The organism is Streptomyces yatensis (assembly GCF_018069625.1).
Classification (GTDB): Bacteria; Actinomycetota; Actinomycetes; order Streptomycetales; family Streptomycetaceae; genus Streptomyces; species Streptomyces yatensis.
The window spans coordinates 4,027,105-4,042,367 of record NZ_CP072941.1 but is presented as its reverse complement, the minus strand read 5'-3'; the positions used below and the strand labels follow the sequence as shown (position 1 = coordinate 4,042,367).

17 protein-coding genes are annotated in these 15,263 nt (G+C 70.3%); 8 read left to right on the top strand and 9 right to left on the bottom strand.

Annotation, left to right across the window (positions count from 1 at the left end; genetic code table 11):
* Positions 1-100 precede the first annotated feature (100 nt).
* Both J8403_RS16445 and J8403_RS16440 read left to right on the top strand, forming a co-directional pair.
* Positions 101-1,678 (top strand): FAD-dependent oxidoreductase, encoded by a 1,578-nt coding sequence (locus J8403_RS16445; protein WP_211123841.1) that lies wholly within the window; start codon positions 101-103, stop codon positions 1,676-1,678.
* 147 nt (positions 1,679-1,825) lie between these two features.
* On the top strand, positions 1,826-2,824 hold the full coding sequence (locus tag J8403_RS16440) for an SDR family oxidoreductase (protein WP_246585864.1): 999 nt from the start codon (positions 1,826-1,828) through the stop codon (positions 2,822-2,824).
* A 281-nt stretch (positions 2,825-3,105) separates the two neighbouring features.
* Here the strand turns inward: J8403_RS16440 and J8403_RS16435 are convergent, their stop codons facing one another.
* The 5 genes from J8403_RS16435 to J8403_RS16415 all read right to left on the bottom strand — a co-directional run bounded on the left by J8403_RS16435 (position 3,106) and on the right by J8403_RS16415 (position 6,832).
* Entirely contained in the window at positions 3,106-3,888 is a 783-nt protein-coding gene (locus J8403_RS16435) for a hypothetical protein (RefSeq protein WP_211128723.1), read from the bottom strand.
* Between the two features lie 156 nt (positions 3,889-4,044).
* On the bottom strand, positions 4,045-4,329 hold the full coding sequence (locus tag J8403_RS16430; protein ID WP_246585863.1) for an amidohydrolase family protein: 285 nt from the start codon (positions 4,327-4,329) through the stop codon (positions 4,045-4,047).
* The gene (locus tag J8403_RS16425; protein WP_211123840.1) at positions 4,271-5,602 is read right to left on the bottom strand and encodes an MFS transporter; all 1,332 of its coding nucleotides are present in this window, start codon (positions 5,600-5,602) and stop codon (positions 4,271-4,273) included. The genes J8403_RS16430 and J8403_RS16425 overlap by 59 nt, the downstream gene beginning before the upstream one ends.
* Positions 5,603-5,765: 163 nt before the next feature.
* Positions 5,766-6,518: an SDR family NAD(P)-dependent oxidoreductase gene (locus J8403_RS16420; protein WP_211123839.1), complete on the bottom strand. Its 753-nt coding sequence runs from the start codon at positions 6,516-6,518 to the stop codon at positions 5,766-5,768.
* On the bottom strand, positions 6,515-6,832 hold the full coding sequence (locus tag J8403_RS16415) for a hypothetical protein (protein ID WP_211123838.1): 318 nt from the start codon (positions 6,830-6,832) through the stop codon (positions 6,515-6,517). The genes J8403_RS16420 and J8403_RS16415 overlap by 4 nt, the downstream gene beginning before the upstream one ends.
* A 70-nt stretch (positions 6,833-6,902) precedes the next feature.
* On the opposite strand from J8403_RS16415, the gene J8403_RS16410 reads away from it, so the two are divergent.
* The 3 genes from J8403_RS16410 to J8403_RS16400 all read left to right on the top strand — a co-directional run bounded on the left by J8403_RS16410 (position 6,903) and on the right by J8403_RS16400 (position 8,440).
* Positions 6,903-7,790 (top strand): LysR family transcriptional regulator, encoded by an 888-nt coding sequence (locus tag J8403_RS16410; protein ID WP_211123837.1) that lies wholly within the window; start codon positions 6,903-6,905, stop codon positions 7,788-7,790.
* A 114-nt stretch (positions 7,791-7,904) separates the two neighbouring features.
* The gene (locus J8403_RS16405; RefSeq protein ID WP_211123836.1) at positions 7,905-8,189 is read left to right on the top strand and encodes a type II toxin-antitoxin system Phd/YefM family antitoxin; all 285 of its coding nucleotides are present in this window, start codon (positions 7,905-7,907) and stop codon (positions 8,187-8,189) included.
* Complete coding sequence (locus tag J8403_RS16400; protein WP_211123835.1) at positions 8,186-8,440, top strand: Txe/YoeB family addiction module toxin; 255 nt, start codon at positions 8,186-8,188, stop codon at positions 8,438-8,440. The genes J8403_RS16405 and J8403_RS16400 overlap by 4 nt, the downstream gene beginning before the upstream one ends.
* Here the strand turns inward: J8403_RS16400 and J8403_RS16395 are convergent.
* The 4 genes from J8403_RS16395 to J8403_RS16380 form a co-directional block, all read right to left on the bottom strand.
* Complete coding sequence (locus J8403_RS16395) at positions 8,434-9,930, bottom strand: M1 family metallopeptidase (RefSeq protein ID WP_211123834.1); 1,497 nt, start codon at positions 9,928-9,930, stop codon at positions 8,434-8,436. The genes J8403_RS16400 and J8403_RS16395 overlap by 7 nt on opposite strands.
* A 118-nt stretch (positions 9,931-10,048) precedes the next feature.
* Positions 10,049-10,876 carry a phosphotransferase gene (locus tag J8403_RS16390; RefSeq protein WP_246585862.1) on the bottom strand — a complete coding sequence of 276 codons (828 nt, stop codon included), beginning with the start codon at positions 10,874-10,876 and terminating at the stop codon, positions 10,049-10,051.
* A complete protein-coding gene (locus tag J8403_RS16385; RefSeq protein ID WP_211123832.1) occupies positions 10,858-11,742 on the bottom strand; it encodes a radical SAM/SPASM domain-containing protein in 885 nt (294 codons plus the stop codon). The genes J8403_RS16390 and J8403_RS16385 overlap by 19 nt, the downstream gene beginning before the upstream one ends.
* A 56-nt stretch (positions 11,743-11,798) precedes the next feature.
* Entirely contained in the window at positions 11,799-12,272 is a 474-nt protein-coding gene (locus J8403_RS16380; RefSeq protein ID WP_281427925.1) for an ATP-binding protein, read from the bottom strand.
* A gap of 204 nt (positions 12,273-12,476) precedes the next feature.
* On the opposite strand from J8403_RS16380, the gene J8403_RS16375 reads away from it, so the two are divergent.
* The 3 genes from J8403_RS16375 (at position 12,477) to J8403_RS16365 (ending at position 15,054) form a co-directional block, all read left to right on the top strand.
* On the top strand, positions 12,477-13,733 hold the full coding sequence (locus tag J8403_RS16375) for a helix-turn-helix transcriptional regulator (protein ID WP_211123830.1): 1,257 nt from the start codon (positions 12,477-12,479) through the stop codon (positions 13,731-13,733).
* Between the two features lie 14 nt (positions 13,734-13,747).
* A complete protein-coding gene (locus J8403_RS16370) occupies positions 13,748-14,113 on the top strand; it encodes a hypothetical protein (protein WP_211123829.1) in 366 nt (121 codons plus the stop codon).
* Positions 14,114-14,301: 188 nt separating this feature from the next.
* A complete protein-coding gene (locus tag J8403_RS16365; RefSeq protein ID WP_211123828.1) occupies positions 14,302-15,054 on the top strand; it encodes a GntR family transcriptional regulator in 753 nt (250 codons plus the stop codon).
* The last annotated feature ends 209 nt before the right edge of the window (positions 15,055-15,263 follow it).

The following is a 15,263-nucleotide window of genomic DNA, read 5'->3' as shown; positions in this document are numbered from 1 at the left end:
CGCCGGGGTGCCGCGCGCCGGGGATGCGACCGGCGGGAGGGCGCATGAGGGCCCCGCGCCGGGGTGCCGCGCGCCGGGGATGCGACCGGCGGGAGGGCGCATGAGGGCCCCGCGCCGGGGTGCCGCGCGCCCGGGACGCGACCGGCGGGCCCGGACGCTGCCGGCCCGGCCCGGCGTCCCCCGGGTGCCGGGGCCCCCGCCGTCGGTGGCGGTGGTCGGCGCGGGCATCGCCGGCCTGGCCGCCGCCACCGCGCTCGCCGAGCGCGGGGTGGCCGTCACCCTGTACGAGAAGCGGCCCTACCTCGGCGGGCGGGTCGGCGGATGGCCGACCGCACTGCGCGACGGCACCACGGTGACCATGAGCCGCGGCTTCCACGCGTTCTTCCGTCAGTACTACAACCTGCGTGGACTGCTGCGCCGGACCGACCCCGGCCTGGAGCGGCTCACCGGCCTCCCGGACTACCCGCTGCGCAACGCCGACGGCCTGCACGACAGCTTCCGGCACGTCCCGCGCACCCCGCCGTTCAGCGCGCTCGGCTTCGTGGCGCTCAGTCCCTCCTTCCGGCTCGCGGACCTGCGCGCCTTCGACCCCGTGGCCGCCCTGCCCCTGCTCGACGTGCGCGTGCCGGAGGTGTACGAACGCCTGGACGGCACCAGCGCCCATGACTTCCTGGACGCGGTGCGCTTCCCCGAAGGCGCCCGTCACCTCGCCTTCGAGGTGTTCTCCCGCAGCTTCTTCGCCGACCCGCGGGAGCTGTCGGCGGCCGAGATGGCGCTGACGTTCCACATCTACTTCCTCGGCTCCGCCGAAGGGCTGCTGTTCGACGTCCCCCGCGCCCCCTTCCCGGCCGCCCTGTGGGACCCGCTCGCCGGCTATCTGACCCGCCACCACGCCGAGGTGCGCACCGGCACGGCCGTCGAGCACATCGCGCCCGTCCCGGACGGCGGTTTCGTGGTCGCCTCCGACCGGGACGAGCGCCGCCACGACGGGGTCGTCCTCGCACTGGACACCGCGGGGCTGCGCTCGCTGGTGGCACGCTGCCCACAGCTGGGCGACCCGCCGTGGCGCGAGCGGATCGGACGGCTGCGCACCGCACCGCCCTTCCTGGTCAGCCGCCTGTGGCTGGACCGGCCCGTCGCACCCGACCGGCCCGGCTTCCTCGGCACCAGCGGCTTCGGCACCCTCGACAACATCAGCGTGCTGGAACGCTACGAGGACGAGGCGGCCCGCTGGAACGCCCGCACCGGTGGCTCCGTCGTCGAACTGCACGCCTACGCCGTATCGCCCGACGCCCCCCGGGACGTCGAACACAAGCGTCTCCTCGACCAACTGCACCGCGTCTACCCGGAGACCGGCACGGCCACGGTCGTCGACGCCCGCCACGAGTGGCACGACGACTGCCCCCTGTTCCCGGTGGGCGGCTACGGCGACCGCCCCACCGTCCGCACCCCGCACCCTCGACTGGTCGTGGCCGGCGACGTGGTCCGCACCGGCTTGCCCGTGGCGCTCATGGAACGGGCGGCGACGAGCGGCTTCCTCGCGGCCAACGCCCTGCTGGAGCGGTGGGGGGTGCGGGGGCAGACGCTGTGGACGGTGCCGCACCGCGGGCGGGGCGCGCTCCTCAGAGCCCTGGCCACCTGGGGGCGGACACCCGCCGTCCGCGTACGGCCGGACTGAGCCGTCCGTGGAACCGATCCGGTCCCGCCGGACCGGACCCGCTCCTTCGGAGACGGGAGACGGGAGACCGGAGACCGGAGACCGAGACCGGAGACGAGTACGCCGGAAGAACCGTGGGGGAAGATCCGTCGGCAGGAGAACAGAACCATGAGGACAAGCGGACGAGGACTCGGCCGCCACGGCATCGGCCGCTACGGCATCGCCCGCCGCGGCATCGCCCGCCCCCCGGGCCCGCCCACCGGCGTCTCACCGCTGCGCGGACGCGTGGCCGTCGTCACCGGAGCCGCCCGCGGCGTCGGCGCGGCCGTAGCCGCCGCGCTGTCCGAGGCCGGTGCACGGGTGGCGCTGCTCGGCCGGGAGGAGGAGCGGCTGCGGGAGGCGGCGGCCGGACTGCCGACGCCCACCCTGTGCGTCGAGGCGGACGTCACCGACCCGGCCGCCCTGGACGCCGCCGCACGCGAGGTCGAGGCACGGCTCGGCCCCGCCGACGTGGTCGTGGCCAACGCGGGCATCGCCGTCAGCGGGCCCTTCCGCACCACCGCGGCCGACCTGTGGCAGCGGGTCGTCGACGTCAACCTGACCGGCGCGGCCAACACCGCCAGGGCCTTCCTGCCCCACCTCACCCGCACCCGCGGCTACTTCCTCCAGGTCGCCTCCACCGCCTCGTTCGGCTCCGCGCCCATGATGAGCGCGTACTGCGCCTCCAAGGCGGGTGCCGAGTCCTTCGCCCAAGCCCTGCGCTGCGAGCTCGAACCCGACGGCGTTGCCGTCGGCATCGCCTATCTGCACTGGACCGGCACCGACATGATCGGCGGCATCGACGACAACCCGGTGCTGCGGGCCCTGCGCGCACACCAGCCCCGGTTCGCCCGCCGCGTCCAGACTCCGGAGCGGGTGGCCGCCCTGCTCACCGACGGCATCGCCCGCCGCGCCCCCACCGTCCACGCGCCGCCCTGGCTGCGCTGGTGCCAGCCGCTGCGCCCGGTCTTCCCCGCCCTCGTCGCCCGCGTCTCCCGGCGGGAGTTGCGACGCCCGAGCGGGGCCGAGTTCACCACCGGCACCGGAGTCCTGGGCGCGGGCGGCCGCGCCGACTGGAACGCGCGCCGGTCCCCACCGAGTCCGCGGCCGAACGGGCAGGCGGACTGACCGGCAAGGACGCTCGGAGTGAACCGGCGCCGCGAACCCCGCCGGTTCACTCGACCGGGTGAACCACCCATCCGCCCAGCGGCTCCGATGACCCGCGTGAGGACGACGACGCGGCCGCCCCCGGCCCGGCCCGCCATGTGCCGGCGGACGTCGGCGGCCTGCTCGCCGGCACATGGCGGCCCTGACCGTGGCTAAGACGTCGTCGCATGTGGCGTGGCGGATACCTGCCGAGGCGATGCCACCGGGGATCGCGTTGAGAACCGTTGGCTGTGAGCGAGGGTTCAGTTGAGCATGTCCTCGACCGACGGATATTCCAGTCCCCGGCGGCGCGAGATCCAGTAGGTGCGCTCTCGGGCGACCGGTTCGACGGTGAGGATCTTCCACTGGGGCACCGCTGAATCGGTGGTCAGACGCCATTGGTCCGCGGCGCCTGGCACCCGTTCGATCGGGCATCCGGTCATCACCAACTCCCAGCGATCGGTGATCCCTTCATCACGCCGGTCCGTGGCGATCACGGCGCCGGCTATGCGATGCGGCAGGGGGCGTCCTTGTCCCTGTGCGTCCTGGTTGTCAGCCCACTGCCGCAACGTCAGCGTCCCCTGGAGATGGAAGCGATACGGCTCTCTGCCGGGCATCAGGAAATCCTCAATCGGCTGGCCAGGCTGCCACGCGGGATCCGCCAGCTCGTCGACCGGCCGGACGTCACCGTGGATCGTCACCTCAACGTCCCGCGTGCCCCGGTTGGTGAGTTCAACCGCCAGTGTGCACACGAGCGTCTTCCGCTCGTCACCTGGGAAGCTCCAAACGGTGTCGCGCGTCGGAAGGGAGGCACTGTCCTGTGCATCACTCAGCGGAGGCCATGCCGGGGCAAGGGCCCTGACATCGAGATCCGGCGCCTCTGCGTCCAGCCGCGCCTTCGCGGAGTCGATCACAACGGCGTGAGCGCTGGCGTTTGCGCGACGTGCAAGCCGGGCCTGCCAGGCGACCAGCCCTGTGGCCACCGCTGCCGCCGCCGCTGATGCGACTGTCCCGACAGCCGCAGCCACGTCCCACCCGTTCACCATCGCTGTCCTCCTGGTCCGACGCGACCATGATTGTGGCAAGGAGGATGGCAGCCATAGTCCAACGGGGGCCGTTCGGTACACCGGCGACCAGGACGGTCCAAAGACTTTCCGTGATCAGGGTGGCGGTGGGGTGCCGGTCGAAGGCTCCGGCATAGATCAGCCGCATGGCGTGGCCGCCGGTCCCGGCCTGCCAGCTCCAGCCGGCCCCGTACATCTCGGGCCGCCCGCGCATGACGTGCCAATCGTCGTAGGCAGCGAGCCGGGGTGGAGGTACAACGGCACCTGGAGCTCTTCCAGCGCGCTCCACAGCTCGTCGTAGGCGGGATCGTCGAGGTATCGGCCGTGGGTGTGGTCGTTGACCAGGGCGCCCCTGAAGCCCAGTTCATGGTGTCCGTCCGGCCGTTGACTGCTGGGCGCGCGGCGCGGGAGCGGTACGGCCATGGTCGCGGGGCGTTCGTCGCATTCGTCCGCGACCGTGGGGCGTTCGTCCGCCGGCCGCCTGGGCGAGGACCGCGCCGAGGACGGCGGGGACGGCGAAGAGGATGAAGTTCCACCGGGGTGCCAGGTCGGCCGCGAGGAGCCAGCCGCCGAGCGTGGGGCCGGCGATCGCGCCGATGCGGCCCACTCCGAGCGCGACGCCCACCGCGCTGGCCCGCGCTGTCACCGGATACGTGCGGGCAATGTACACATTGAGCAGCCCCTGGACGCCGACCGCGCCGCAGCCGCCGAGGATCACGATGCCGTAGAGCACCGGCAGCGGCAGCTGGGCGCTCATGCCGACGATCGCGGCGGCTCCGAGGGCGAAACTGGCGGTGACCGCTCCCTTCGACCCGGCACGGTCGGCCAGCAGTGCCATGGCGAGTCCGCCGACGGTGGCGCCGAGATTCAACAGGACGAGGAAGGTCTGCGAGGACCCCAGCGGATAGTCCGCGGTCCTCATCAGCTCCGGCAGCCAGGTGTTCATGCCGAAGATGAGCAGGAACGAAAGGGCCGCCATGGCGCAGAACAGCAGTGTGGTGGTGAGGTAGGGCGGCTTCAGCACCAGCCGTACACCGCGGCTGCCGGGGGCCGGGGCCGACGTGGTCACCGCCCGCTGGTATTCCGTGGACTCGGGCAGCCAGGCGTAGGCCATGGGCAGCACGAGCAGACCGGCGAACCCGCCGACCAGATACTCCGCAGGAAAACCGTGCCCGCTCAGCAAGGTGTTGGCGGCGAGGGCCGCGAACGCGCCGCCGATGGGCGTTCCGCACTGCACGATCCCCGAGTACAGATTCTTCCGTCCGTCAGGGGCGAGTTCGAAGATCAGCGGGGCCATCGCCGGGTAGATCGCACCGGCGCCGAGCCCGACGACGAAACGGCCCGCACCGAACAGGGACGGCAGGGGTGCCGCGGCGCAGGCGAACATCCCGGCGCTGACGAGCGCGGCACTGACCAGGGTCGTCCGGCGCCGGCCGAACCGGTCGGTGAACTGGCCGACCAGCAGGGAGCCGACAAGCATACCGATCGGCGTGAGGCTGCCCAGCAGGCCGACCAGGGCGACCGTGAGGTCCCAGGGCCGGTAGTCGAGCAGCAGGGGTGTGGTCGCGCCGAAGGCGACGAGATCGAAGCCTTCCAGTGTCATCACCGCCAGGCCGACGGCGAGTGCGGTGCCGGTCGGCGTGGACAGGCTCCGGGGCGGTTTCCCGCCCGTGTGGGGGAACGCGGGTGTGCTCAATGATCCGATTCCGTTCGTCTGAACGCCGGGGCCCGAGCGCGATTCGCTGACTCGAGCCCCGACAGCCCGGCCCCTCCGCACCCGGCTCCGCAGAAGCACGGGCGACGGAGGGCCGGGGGTGAGGTGACGCAGGAGGGGCCGGTCCCCCCGCGTGGCGGATTCCTCAGGCCCGCCGTCCGCCGTCGACCGACAGGGCGATGCCGGTGACGTAGGACGCGGCGTCCGAGCAGAGCCAGACGGCGGCGGCCGCGGCCTCCTCCGGGGTGGCCATCCGGCCGAGCGGCGTGATCGCCTCCTGCATGGCGATCAGGTCCGTACCGGCCGCCACCCGCTCGAACCCGGGCGTGCGGGTCGGGCCGGGGCAGACGGCGTTGACCCGGATGCGGTCCGGCGCGTAGTCGACCGCGGCGACCTTGGTGAGCCCGACGACGCCGTGCTTGGCGGCCACGTAGGCGGGGGCGGTCGGGATCGCGTACAAGCCGCCGTTGGAGGCGATGTTGACGATCGCGCCGCCCTCGCGGCGGCGCAGTGCGGGCAGTTCGTACTTCATGCACAGAAAGGTTCCGGCCAGATTGACATGAACCACCCGCTCGAACTCGTCCAGAGTCATCTGCTCGAGCTGCCGGTGATGGGAGGCCAAACCGGCGTTGTTCACGGCGAAGTCGAGGCCCCCGTACTCCGCGACCGTACGCTCGACGGCCGCCCGCACGGAGTGTTCGTCGCCGATGTCGACGGGGACGGCCAGCGCCTCCCCACCGTCCGCCCTGATCATCTCGGTGGTCTCGGCAGCGGTGCTCTCGTCGATGTCGAGCACGGCGACCGCGGCTCCGCACCTTGCGAACTCCAGCGCCGCCGCGCGGCCGATCCCACTGCCCGCGCCGGTGACCAGTCCCACCTTCCGGGGCGCGGCGCTCATGCGAGCGGCTCGTGGTTGGCCCAGGCGACCTTGTACGGGTGCCGTGACTGCCAGCGGTGGATGACCTCGTGGAGGCCGGGCGCGGCGAACCCCTTCGCCAGGGCGTCGATGTCGGCCACGGAGAACTGCACGATCGCGGTCGCGATCAGCGCGGGAATGGCCTCCTCGCCGGGGACGGGAAGGTGGCGGCGGGCCGCGACCGACTCCACGAAGCCGGTGTCGAGCATGGCTCGTTCGATATCCCCGAGGTATTGGTCGAGTTCCGTATCGGGCAGCGGCTGATCGAAGGAGACGATCATCGTGTGCTGGATCATGTGGCAATTCTTGCGACCGCTTGCCGCAAGTGTCCAAGATCAGCATGGAATCCGGCGATAACCTACAGGCATGGTTGAACTGGAGACCCGCGAGCTCGAGTACTTCGTCGCCGTCGCCGACGAGCTGCACTTCGGCCGGGCCGCCGCCCGGCTCTCGATCGCCCAGCCGGCGCTGTCGAAGGCGATCCGGCGGATCGAGACCCGGCTCGGCGTCCCGCTGTTCCTCCGCTCCAGCCGGCACGTCGAACTCACACCGGCCGGGGAAGCGTTGCAGGAGCACGGACGGCACGCGCTCAACGCGGTCGCCGCCGCCGTCCGCAGCGCCCGGCGCGCCGTCGACACCCAGGCCCACCTGCGGCTCGTACTCAAGCCCGGCGGCGACGCCGGTCTGCTGTCCGGGATCCTGGCCGAGTACTCCCACCAGCCCGATGCCCGCCGCGTCGACATCCTCTTCAGCGGCCCCGCCGACCGCACCGACTTCCTGCTCGACGGCCGCGCCGACGTCGGCCTGCTCTACGTACCGTTCGACGATCTCCACGGCCTGGACCACGAAACCCTCCACGCCGAGGAGCGGGTGGCCATCGTCCCCACCACACACCGCCTGGCCGGGCTCGCTTCGGTACGGATGGCCGACCTGGAGGGTGAGACGCTGCCGCGCTGGAAGGGCGTGCCCGGGGGCGACGGCACCGGTCCGGAGGTCGCCGACGTGGTCCAGCTGCTCCAGATGATCAAAGTGAGCCGGATGATCGGGGTCCTTCCCCGCTCGCTCGTCGACCCGCTCCCGCCCGGCCTGGTCGGTGTACCGGTATCCGACGCCCCGCCCAGCCGCCTCGTCCTCGCCTGGAACGAACAGGACCGCCGCCCGCTGCTCGCCTCATTCGTGGCCGCGGCGCTGAGGGTTCCGCCGAGAACGACCGGCGTGGTGGGGGCGGGGGCGGATGCGGCGGGGGTGTCCTGACGTCGGGCCGAGGGGGCGCCTGAGCCCCCTGACGGGGATGCCTCCACCGTGCCGGGGCGGCGCCAGGACGGGAGTGGTACGTTATTCAGTACCACTCTCGGAAAGGGTCAGGTCATGTCGATAACTGCGAGCGAAGCCCGCAAGGCTCTCTTTCCGCTGATCAAGAAGGTCAACGACGATCACGAGGCAATCGAGATCGTCTCCAAGCATGGCAACGCCGTGCTTGTCTCGGCCGAGGACTACGCGGCGCTGCGCGAGGGCTCGTACCTGTTGCGCTCGCCGGCCAACGCACGCCGACTGCTCAAGGCGTACGAGAACGCGCTGGACAACATCAACGTGTCGGAGCGCGAGCTGATCGACCCCGACTCGCCGGATGCGGCCGGCGAGGGTCCCGCGTGAGGCTTGTCTTCGAGGATCAGGGCTGGGAGGACTACACGTCCTGGCTCAAGAACGATCGCAAGATGCTGGCTCGGATCAACAGGCTCATCGAGGACGTCAAGTGCGACCCCTTCGCGGGGATCGGCAAGCCCGAGCCGTTGAAGTACCACTTGCCCGGAGCCTGGTCGAGGCGGATCGACGACGAGCACCGCTTGGTCTACCTGGTCACGGACAAGGAGATCGTGATCCTCGCGGCTCGCTACCACTACTGACTGGAGCCCCGACCGGGCCGGTCGTAGCGATTCTCCGGCTTGCCCTTGCCGTACAGCCAGACGTCGAAGAGGCGGGTCAGGTCCTTCCCCGACTTGCGTTCGCACAGCGAGATGAACTGCTTCGTGTCCGCGTTGCCGTGCCGGTGGTCCTTCAGCCACGTGCGGAGGATGGAGAAGAAGGTCTTGTCGCCGACGGTCCGGCGGAGCTGGTGGAGCACCATCGCGCCGCGGCCGTAGACGGGCGGGTCGGAGACGCTGGCGACGCTCGGGGGGTTGGCGGGCGGGAAGTCCCAGATGCCTTCGCTCTCGTCGTCGGTGCCGTCGTAGAAGTCGTCGAAGATCTGCTGGGCGGTGCGGCCGTCGTGGTCCTCCTCCCACAGCCACTCGGCGTACGTCGCGAAGCCCTCGTTGAGCCACATGTCCTTCCAGGCCCGGGGCGTGACCGAATCGCCGAACCACTGGTGGGCGAGTTCGTGCACGACGAGCGTCTTGTCCGGGGCCGCGTCGAAGTACGGCTTGGTCTGGGTCTCCAGGGCGTAGCCGAGGCCGGGGAGGTGGTCGACGACGGCGCCGGTGGAGGAGAAGGGGTACGGGCCGAAGGTGCGGGTCTCCCAGGTGATGACGTCGTCGACCTGGTCGGTGATGTTCTTGGCGCGGTCGGCCTCGGTGGGGTCGACGGCGACGTAGACGGGCAGGCCCTTGCCGGTGGTCGTGGTGCGGACGTCGAAGCGGCCGATGGCGACGGTGGCCAGATAGCTCGCCATGGGCTCGCCCATGTGCCAGCGGAAGGTGGTGCGGCGGTCGCGGGTCTGCCGGCCCTTCAGCTCTCCGTTGGAGACGGCGGTGTAGCCCTCGGGAACGGTGACGGCGATGTCGTAGGCGGCCTTGTCGGAGGGGTGGTGGTTGCCGGGGAACCACGTCATGGAGCCGGTCGGCTCGCCGAGCGCCGCGGCGCCGTCGTCGGTGCGGATCCATCCCTCCTTCCCGGTGTCCTCGCCGGTGAGGGTCTTCGGCTTGCCGTCGTAGACGACGGTGGCCGTGAAGGTGCGGCCCTTGGGGAGGGCCGAGGCGGGCGTGAGGACCAGCTCGGTGCCGCTGCGGGCGGCCTTGGCGGGGCGGCCGTTCACCGTGGCCTTCCGCACCCGCAGCCCGGCGAGGTCGAGGTGGAAGGAGCGCAGGGCCCGGTCCGTGCGGGCGGTGATGCGGGCGGTGCCCTTCAGACGGCGGGAGGCGGGTGTGTAGTCGAGGGCGAGACGGTAGCTCCGCACGTCGTAGCCGCCGTTGCCGAGCCGGGGGAAGAGCGCGTCACCGACCCCCGCGGTGCCGGCTCCGGCACCGGACGCCTCGGCCGCGCCCTGCGCCCCGGAGCCACCGGTGCAGCCCGTGGCGCACAGTGCCAGGAGCAGCACGCCGGGCAGCACCCGTGAGCTGCGGCGAACGGGTCTGGGTGCCACGCGGTGGGGCTCCGGGGCGAGCGGTTCGTCGTCCATCGCGGTCCCTACGCTTCGGCGGCTGCTGTCAGGAGAGTAACGGCCGCCGGGGCCCGCCCGGCGGAGATCCGGGGCCCACCCGGCGGACATCAGGACCGGCCCCGCGTCGCCCCCACGATCAGCGTGATCTCTCGGACACACCTCGGTGGGCAGCCCACGCCCGTGCTGCGTCGGCCATGCCCGCCAACCAGGCCGTGTCGGGGTGCCGGTCCGCATGTGACTCGCTCATACGGAGGGTGGCCGCTGCGAAGGCGTCGATGGCGGTTGCGTCCGCGTTCATCCACGCCCTGCACCCAGACGCCCATCCCTCGGCCTCCTCGGCGGAGTGTCCGGCCGCGATGAGCTGCACGATGAGGCACGCGGGGTCGATGAACCCAGCCCCGCGGGTGGGCCACGACCAGTCCACCGCCCAGGCTCGCCCCTTCCCGATCATGAAGTTGTCCGGGTTGACGTCGGTGAAGAGGAGCGTCTCGCCTTCGAACAGCTTGGCGTCCCCATCGCCGGCGAACCGGTTCCAGCGGGTCTCCGGCCAGTCGTATGCCTCAGCCGGCAGGCGGAGGCCCCCGATCCGGTCGAGGAGGTGGATCACCGCAGGAAGGTCGGGCGAGTCCGGTGTGAAGTCCGACGATCGTCCTTCCAGGACCTCGAAGCCGAGTGCGGTCCACTCCGCGTCCTCGGCGTGCCACCACAGCTTCGGCGAGACGGCGCGCACCAAGGGATTGATCAGTCGCTCCCGGACCATGGAGGCGCGTCGGCCGCGTGCCTGGTTGCGGCACGCTTTCACGAAGACCGGACCGTGTTCACACCTGACGATGGCGGTGACGTTCGAGCCGTTTCCCCGCGAGGTGGGTTGGACCTCGTGTTGTTCGCCGGTGTGTGGGCGCACCATCGCCCACAGCGCTTCGGTATGGGGCGAGTCGTTGTCCATCAGTTCCTCGGGCTGCATGAGCTGCTCGGATATCCGGGGGAGCATTCCCCGTCTCCGACGGGGTCGCATTCCTCGTCGTCCTCGTCCCCACCTTTCGCGACCGCACCACGAATGGACGCGCATGCTTCGGCCATGACAGGACCGCTGAGAATAGCGGCCAGTGGGGAGCGCCGGACGTTTCCGACGCCCATTGTGTCGGCGGAGAATACGCACGGGGACACGTTGCCGTCCGGGTCGACGGAAGCTTTGCCGATGCCGCATCGTCCGCACAGGCCGGAGGGCTCTGGGGCCTGCCCGTGCCCTCCCCTCCCGAAGGGGCGCACGTGATCCAGGCCGATGCGCTTCACCCCGAGTGCTTCGAGCTCCCTCCGCGCCGCCTCGACACGCTGTACCTCGGAGGCGGCGACGATCCCGACGCGCAGGGTAATACCGAGCCGTAAGGCTTTCTTGATGTTGGTCAGGGTGCGGGTGTGGCTGGGGCGTCCGGTCATCGCGTTGTGCTCAACGGCCCGATCCGAGTAGTACGACGTTGCCACGGAGACTCCCTCGCGCCCGAGCAGTTCCCACCACTTCTCCGAGACGTGCACGAGATTGCTGTAGACCTCGACGCCGAGGCCCAGGGACAGCGCCCGTTCGACGATGGCCGGACCGTCCGGGTGCATCGTCGGCTCGCCTCCGATCAACTGCACACGGCGTACGCCATACCCGGCCCCCTGGTCGAGAACGGCGAACCAGTCCTCACGCGTCATGGTGCCGTGCGTTCCGTCCGGGCCCGAGCTGTTGAAGCAGTGGCCGCAGGCGAGTTGGCATTTGCGCGTCAGGTCCAGCCACAGGAATTGAGTGGTGCTCTTCTTCGCAATCGTTGCATTGATGGCCGTTGCCATAAGTCATGGCCCCTTTCGTCGTTCGTTGATGTGGGAGGTGGTTCCGAGGAGGTGGTTCATGTCGAACCGTCACGCGCTATGCCATCGGTGCCGAGTTCGGCCCAGACGACCTTGCCCCAGCGCCGCAGGTCGGTGTTCCAGCGGCTGGCCAGGACGGATACGAGGAGTAACCCTCGGCCGGATGACTCCTCCGGGGTGGGATCTCGCACGACGGGCAGCTGACGGGACTTGTCCGCGACGGCGACACGGACGAGTCCTTCGCCAGGTCTAGCGACGCTGACTCGCAGCATGCGGCTTTCGCTGTGCCGCACCGCATTGGCGACGAGCTCTGCGGTAATCAAGGCGGCGTCCTCCGCAAGCGTGTCGAGGCCCCATGCGTGGAGAGCCGCCATCACCAATTGCCGAGCTCGACGTGAGGACTCCTCCTCGCAGCGGTATGCCTCGCTGTATCGGGGGATGCCGATTGCGTTGGCTCTTGTGGCAGTCGTGCTCACTGGGGTGCCTCCGGGACGGTGGACCGCCCAGCCCATGACATTGAGGCCGAGCGATCTGGCCTTTCGCCATCACGACCGCAACCCGTGATGGTTCGCGCCGGTTGGTGATGCTGACAACGTCAAGAGAACCGCTCCGCGCCGGTGCGCTCCACGGCATCCATGCGGCAGGCTCGATGCAGAAGCGTGCACGGCGTGCGGGACCGCCGAGTGGCGGTCGACGGGGTGGGGTAGGGAGGTGTCGTGGGACTCGCTGAGCGGCGGAAAGCGCTGGGTTACAGTCAAGAAGGGCTCGCTCATGTGCTCGGTGTCGACCGCACCACGGTTGGCCGTTGGGAGAGCGGTAAAACCGAGATCCAACCGCCGTTGCGCCAAAAGTACGCAGCGGCGCTGCAATTAGACCTCGCTGCATTAGACGCCCTGGTAATCAGGCCCACAGCAACGCTCCCGGAGCCCGCGGGGTCGTCTTCAAGGGACAGCTATGGCTCAGGGGATATCGACGACATGATTCGGCGCGAATTTTTCCGCATAATTACCGTTGCCGGGGCCTTGGCCGCCCTCTCCGCAGAGGAATCGGAAGCTCTCGCGGAAGGGGCCCACCGTCGAGCTTCCGAAGACTTTCTCCGTATGAATGGCCACCTATGGCAGGTGTACCAGCTTGCCCGTGCCAAGGGATCCGTCCACCCAATCGTTCGCGATCAGCTCACGGGGCTCACGAAGGCCCTGGGCGGCCGTTCGGAGAAGGAGACACGAGCCTTGTGCGGTGCGGCGGGTGACCTATTTCAGCTTGCGGGCGAGCTGGCTTTCGACAGCAATCGGTACACCGATGCCGCGGCCTCGTACACGTTGGCGGCTTCGGCCAGTAAGGACGCGGGGGCCCTTGACCTCTGGGCATGTGCCCTTACCCGACACGCGTACGTCGATGTGTACGAAGGCCGCTACCGGGAGGCTGCCGACACGCTGTTGGTAGCCGGACGCATTGCTCGGCGGGGTGACAGTTCGCTCTCGACACGGCACTGGGTCGCCGCGGTACAAGCGGAGGCGTATGCCGGACTTGGTGATTTGACGGAGTGCGAACGTGCCCTCGACAAGGCAGAGCAGGTCGAGGACCTGACCGGACCAGCGCAGAACGGGGGCTGGCTACGTTTCGACGGCTCTCGACTCGGAGAGGAGCGTGGTGCTCGTTACGTGCAGCTCGGTCGGCTCGACCTTGCCGAGCGGACGCTTCGGAGTGCCCTCGCACAAGAGGCCCTCGCGGAGGGCCAATCCTTTCGGCGCCGAGGTGTCGTGCTCGTGAACCTGGCCGCCGTCGGAGTCAAGCGCAAAGACCCGGAGCAGGTGGTCGCGTCTGCCCGCGAGGCACTCCACCTGGCGCGTGAATCCTCCTCCGGCTATGTCGCCCGTAGACTCCAAGCCCTGCGTTCGGCGTTCGGCCCACTGGCTCGTGACAGGCGCATTGCGGAGCTGGACGCCGAGATCAAGGCACTGAGTGTGACGTGACGGAGGGGATGGGTATGTCGCAGACCGAAGGCGGGCGGCTGTTCCGTGAGGCGTGGATCGCGGGCGTGCGCCGGCACTTCCCCGGTGAGCCCAAGCCCGGCTATGTGACGCCCTGGGAGGACACGCCGCAGTGGGAGCGCGAGGCCGCCGGGGCGGTCTGTGCCCAGGTGCGGCAGTTCCTCGAGCTGAGTGGTGGGCATGGCTCGCGCCTGACGCGTGAGCAGAAGGGGCGCTTCGTCGCGACGTGCTGGATCGCGCAGATGTACCGGCACTTCGAGGACCCGAAGCCCGGGTACGTGGCCGACTGGGAGGATCTCCCGGGCTGGCAGCAGGAGACGGACGCGGACATCTTCGAGGCGATCGAGAAGGACATGAGCTGACGGGGCGACTGCGCGTCGCGGTTGCAAAGGGCGCGCCAGGGGGCGGGGTTGGGCAGCTCAGCGGGCTCTGGGCGAGTTAAACGTCTCTGAGCTGCAGTTCACCACTTCTAGTGAAGCTATGGCCTTGAGTTGCGATCGACAACGCTGGGTTGCCAAGCTGTGGCTGACTGTCAACCCAGGGAGTGCACGTGGCCTTTGGTGACCAGCCCGCATACCTCCGCGTCGCCGACGATCTGCGGAAGAAGATCGCCGGGGGTGAGCTGCCACCGCATGCGCGTCTCCCCTCTCAGGCCAGGATCCGGGAGGAATACGGGGTTTCGGACACCGTGGCCCTCGAGGCCCGCAAGGTGCTGATGGCCGAGGGGCTGGTCGAGGGGCGGTCGGGGTCGGGGACGTATGTGCGGGCCCAGCCTGTGCCGCGGCGGGTCGTGCGGGGTGGGTTTCATACCGCTGGTGAGGCCACGCCGTTCCGGCAGGAGCAGGCCGATGAGCGGGTCATCGGGAGCTGGGACGCCCACAGTGAGCAGGAGGAGGCCGGGGCGGAGACCGCCGGGCGGCTGGGGATCGACGTGGGGGAGCGGGTGATGTGCACCCGCTATGTCTTCCAGTCGCAGGGGGAGGCGGTCATGCTCTCCACCTCCTGGGAGCCGCTTGCCCTTACCGGCCGTACGCCCGTGATGCTGCCCGAGGAGGGGCCCCTGGCCGGGCGCGGGGTCGTCGACCGGATGGCCGCCCTCGACCTGGTGGTGGACAACATGGCGGAGGAGGTCGGCGCGCGCCCCGGCCGTGCCGAGGAGGTGCTGGCGCTCGGCGGGGTGCCGGGGCACTGGGTGCTGGTCACCTCGCGTACGTACTTCGCGGGCGGCCGTCCGGTCGAGACCGCCGATGTGGTGGTGCTCGCCGAGCGATATCGGGTCGCCTACCGGCTGCCGGTGAAGTGATCTTTCGTCCGTTCGGCCCGTAGGTGCCCAGCTCTTCGCCAGCGTTCGCCGATCTCGCCGGCGCTCACCGATAGTCGGGCGGCCCGTCCCGGCGCGTCTTACCGCGAGTTAACCGCCTCCCCGCCGCCGTAACGGCCCGGCAATACCGCACCGCCGCCGCCCGTCACCTGCGGCTTCTAGCTTCCTGGGTCGTGCGGAACGGCTCGAGC

What these genes read in the sequence shown, in the direction of transcription:
- J8403_RS16380 (WP_281427925.1), bottom strand. Translation starts at nt 12,272, where the DNA reads ATGGGCTGGGCGGTCCACCGTCCCGGAGGCACCCCAGTGAGCACGACT.
- J8403_RS16405 (WP_211123836.1), top strand. Translation starts at nt 7,905, where the DNA reads ATGTCGATAACTGCGAGCGAAGCCCGCAAGGCTCTCTTTCCGCTGATC.
- J8403_RS16395 (WP_211123834.1), bottom strand. Translation starts at nt 9,930, where the DNA reads ATGGACGACGAACCGCTCGCCCCGGAGCCCCACCGCGTGGCACCCAGA.
- J8403_RS16430 (WP_246585863.1), bottom strand. Translation starts at nt 4,329, where the DNA reads ATGGCCGTACCGCTCCCGCGCCGCGCGCCCAGCAGTCAACGGCCGGAC.
- J8403_RS16390 (WP_246585862.1), bottom strand. Translation starts at nt 10,876, where the DNA reads ATGCAGCCCGAGGAACTGATGGACAACGACTCGCCCCATACCGAAGCG.
- J8403_RS16420 (WP_211123839.1), bottom strand. Translation starts at nt 6,518, where the DNA reads ATGAGCGCCGCGCCCCGGAAGGTGGGACTGGTCACCGGCGCGGGCAGT.
- J8403_RS16370 (WP_211123829.1), top strand. Translation starts at nt 13,748, where the DNA reads ATGTCGCAGACCGAAGGCGGGCGGCTGTTCCGTGAGGCGTGGATCGCG.
- J8403_RS16385 (WP_211123832.1), bottom strand. Translation starts at nt 11,742, where the DNA reads ATGGCAACGGCCATCAATGCAACGATTGCGAAGAAGAGCACCACTCAA.
- J8403_RS16445 (WP_211123841.1), top strand. Translation starts at nt 101, where the DNA reads ATGAGGGCCCCGCGCCGGGGTGCCGCGCGCCCGGGACGCGACCGGCGG.
- J8403_RS16435 (WP_211128723.1), bottom strand. Translation starts at nt 3,888, where the DNA reads ATGGTGAACGGGTGGGACGTGGCTGCGGCTGTCGGGACAGTCGCATCA.
- J8403_RS16415 (WP_211123838.1), bottom strand. Translation starts at nt 6,832, where the DNA reads ATGATCCAGCACACGATGATCGTCTCCTTCGATCAGCCGCTGCCCGAT.
- J8403_RS16440 (WP_246585864.1), top strand. Translation starts at nt 1,826, where the DNA reads ATGAGGACAAGCGGACGAGGACTCGGCCGCCACGGCATCGGCCGCTAC.
- J8403_RS16410 (WP_211123837.1), top strand. Translation starts at nt 6,903, where the DNA reads ATGGTTGAACTGGAGACCCGCGAGCTCGAGTACTTCGTCGCCGTCGCC.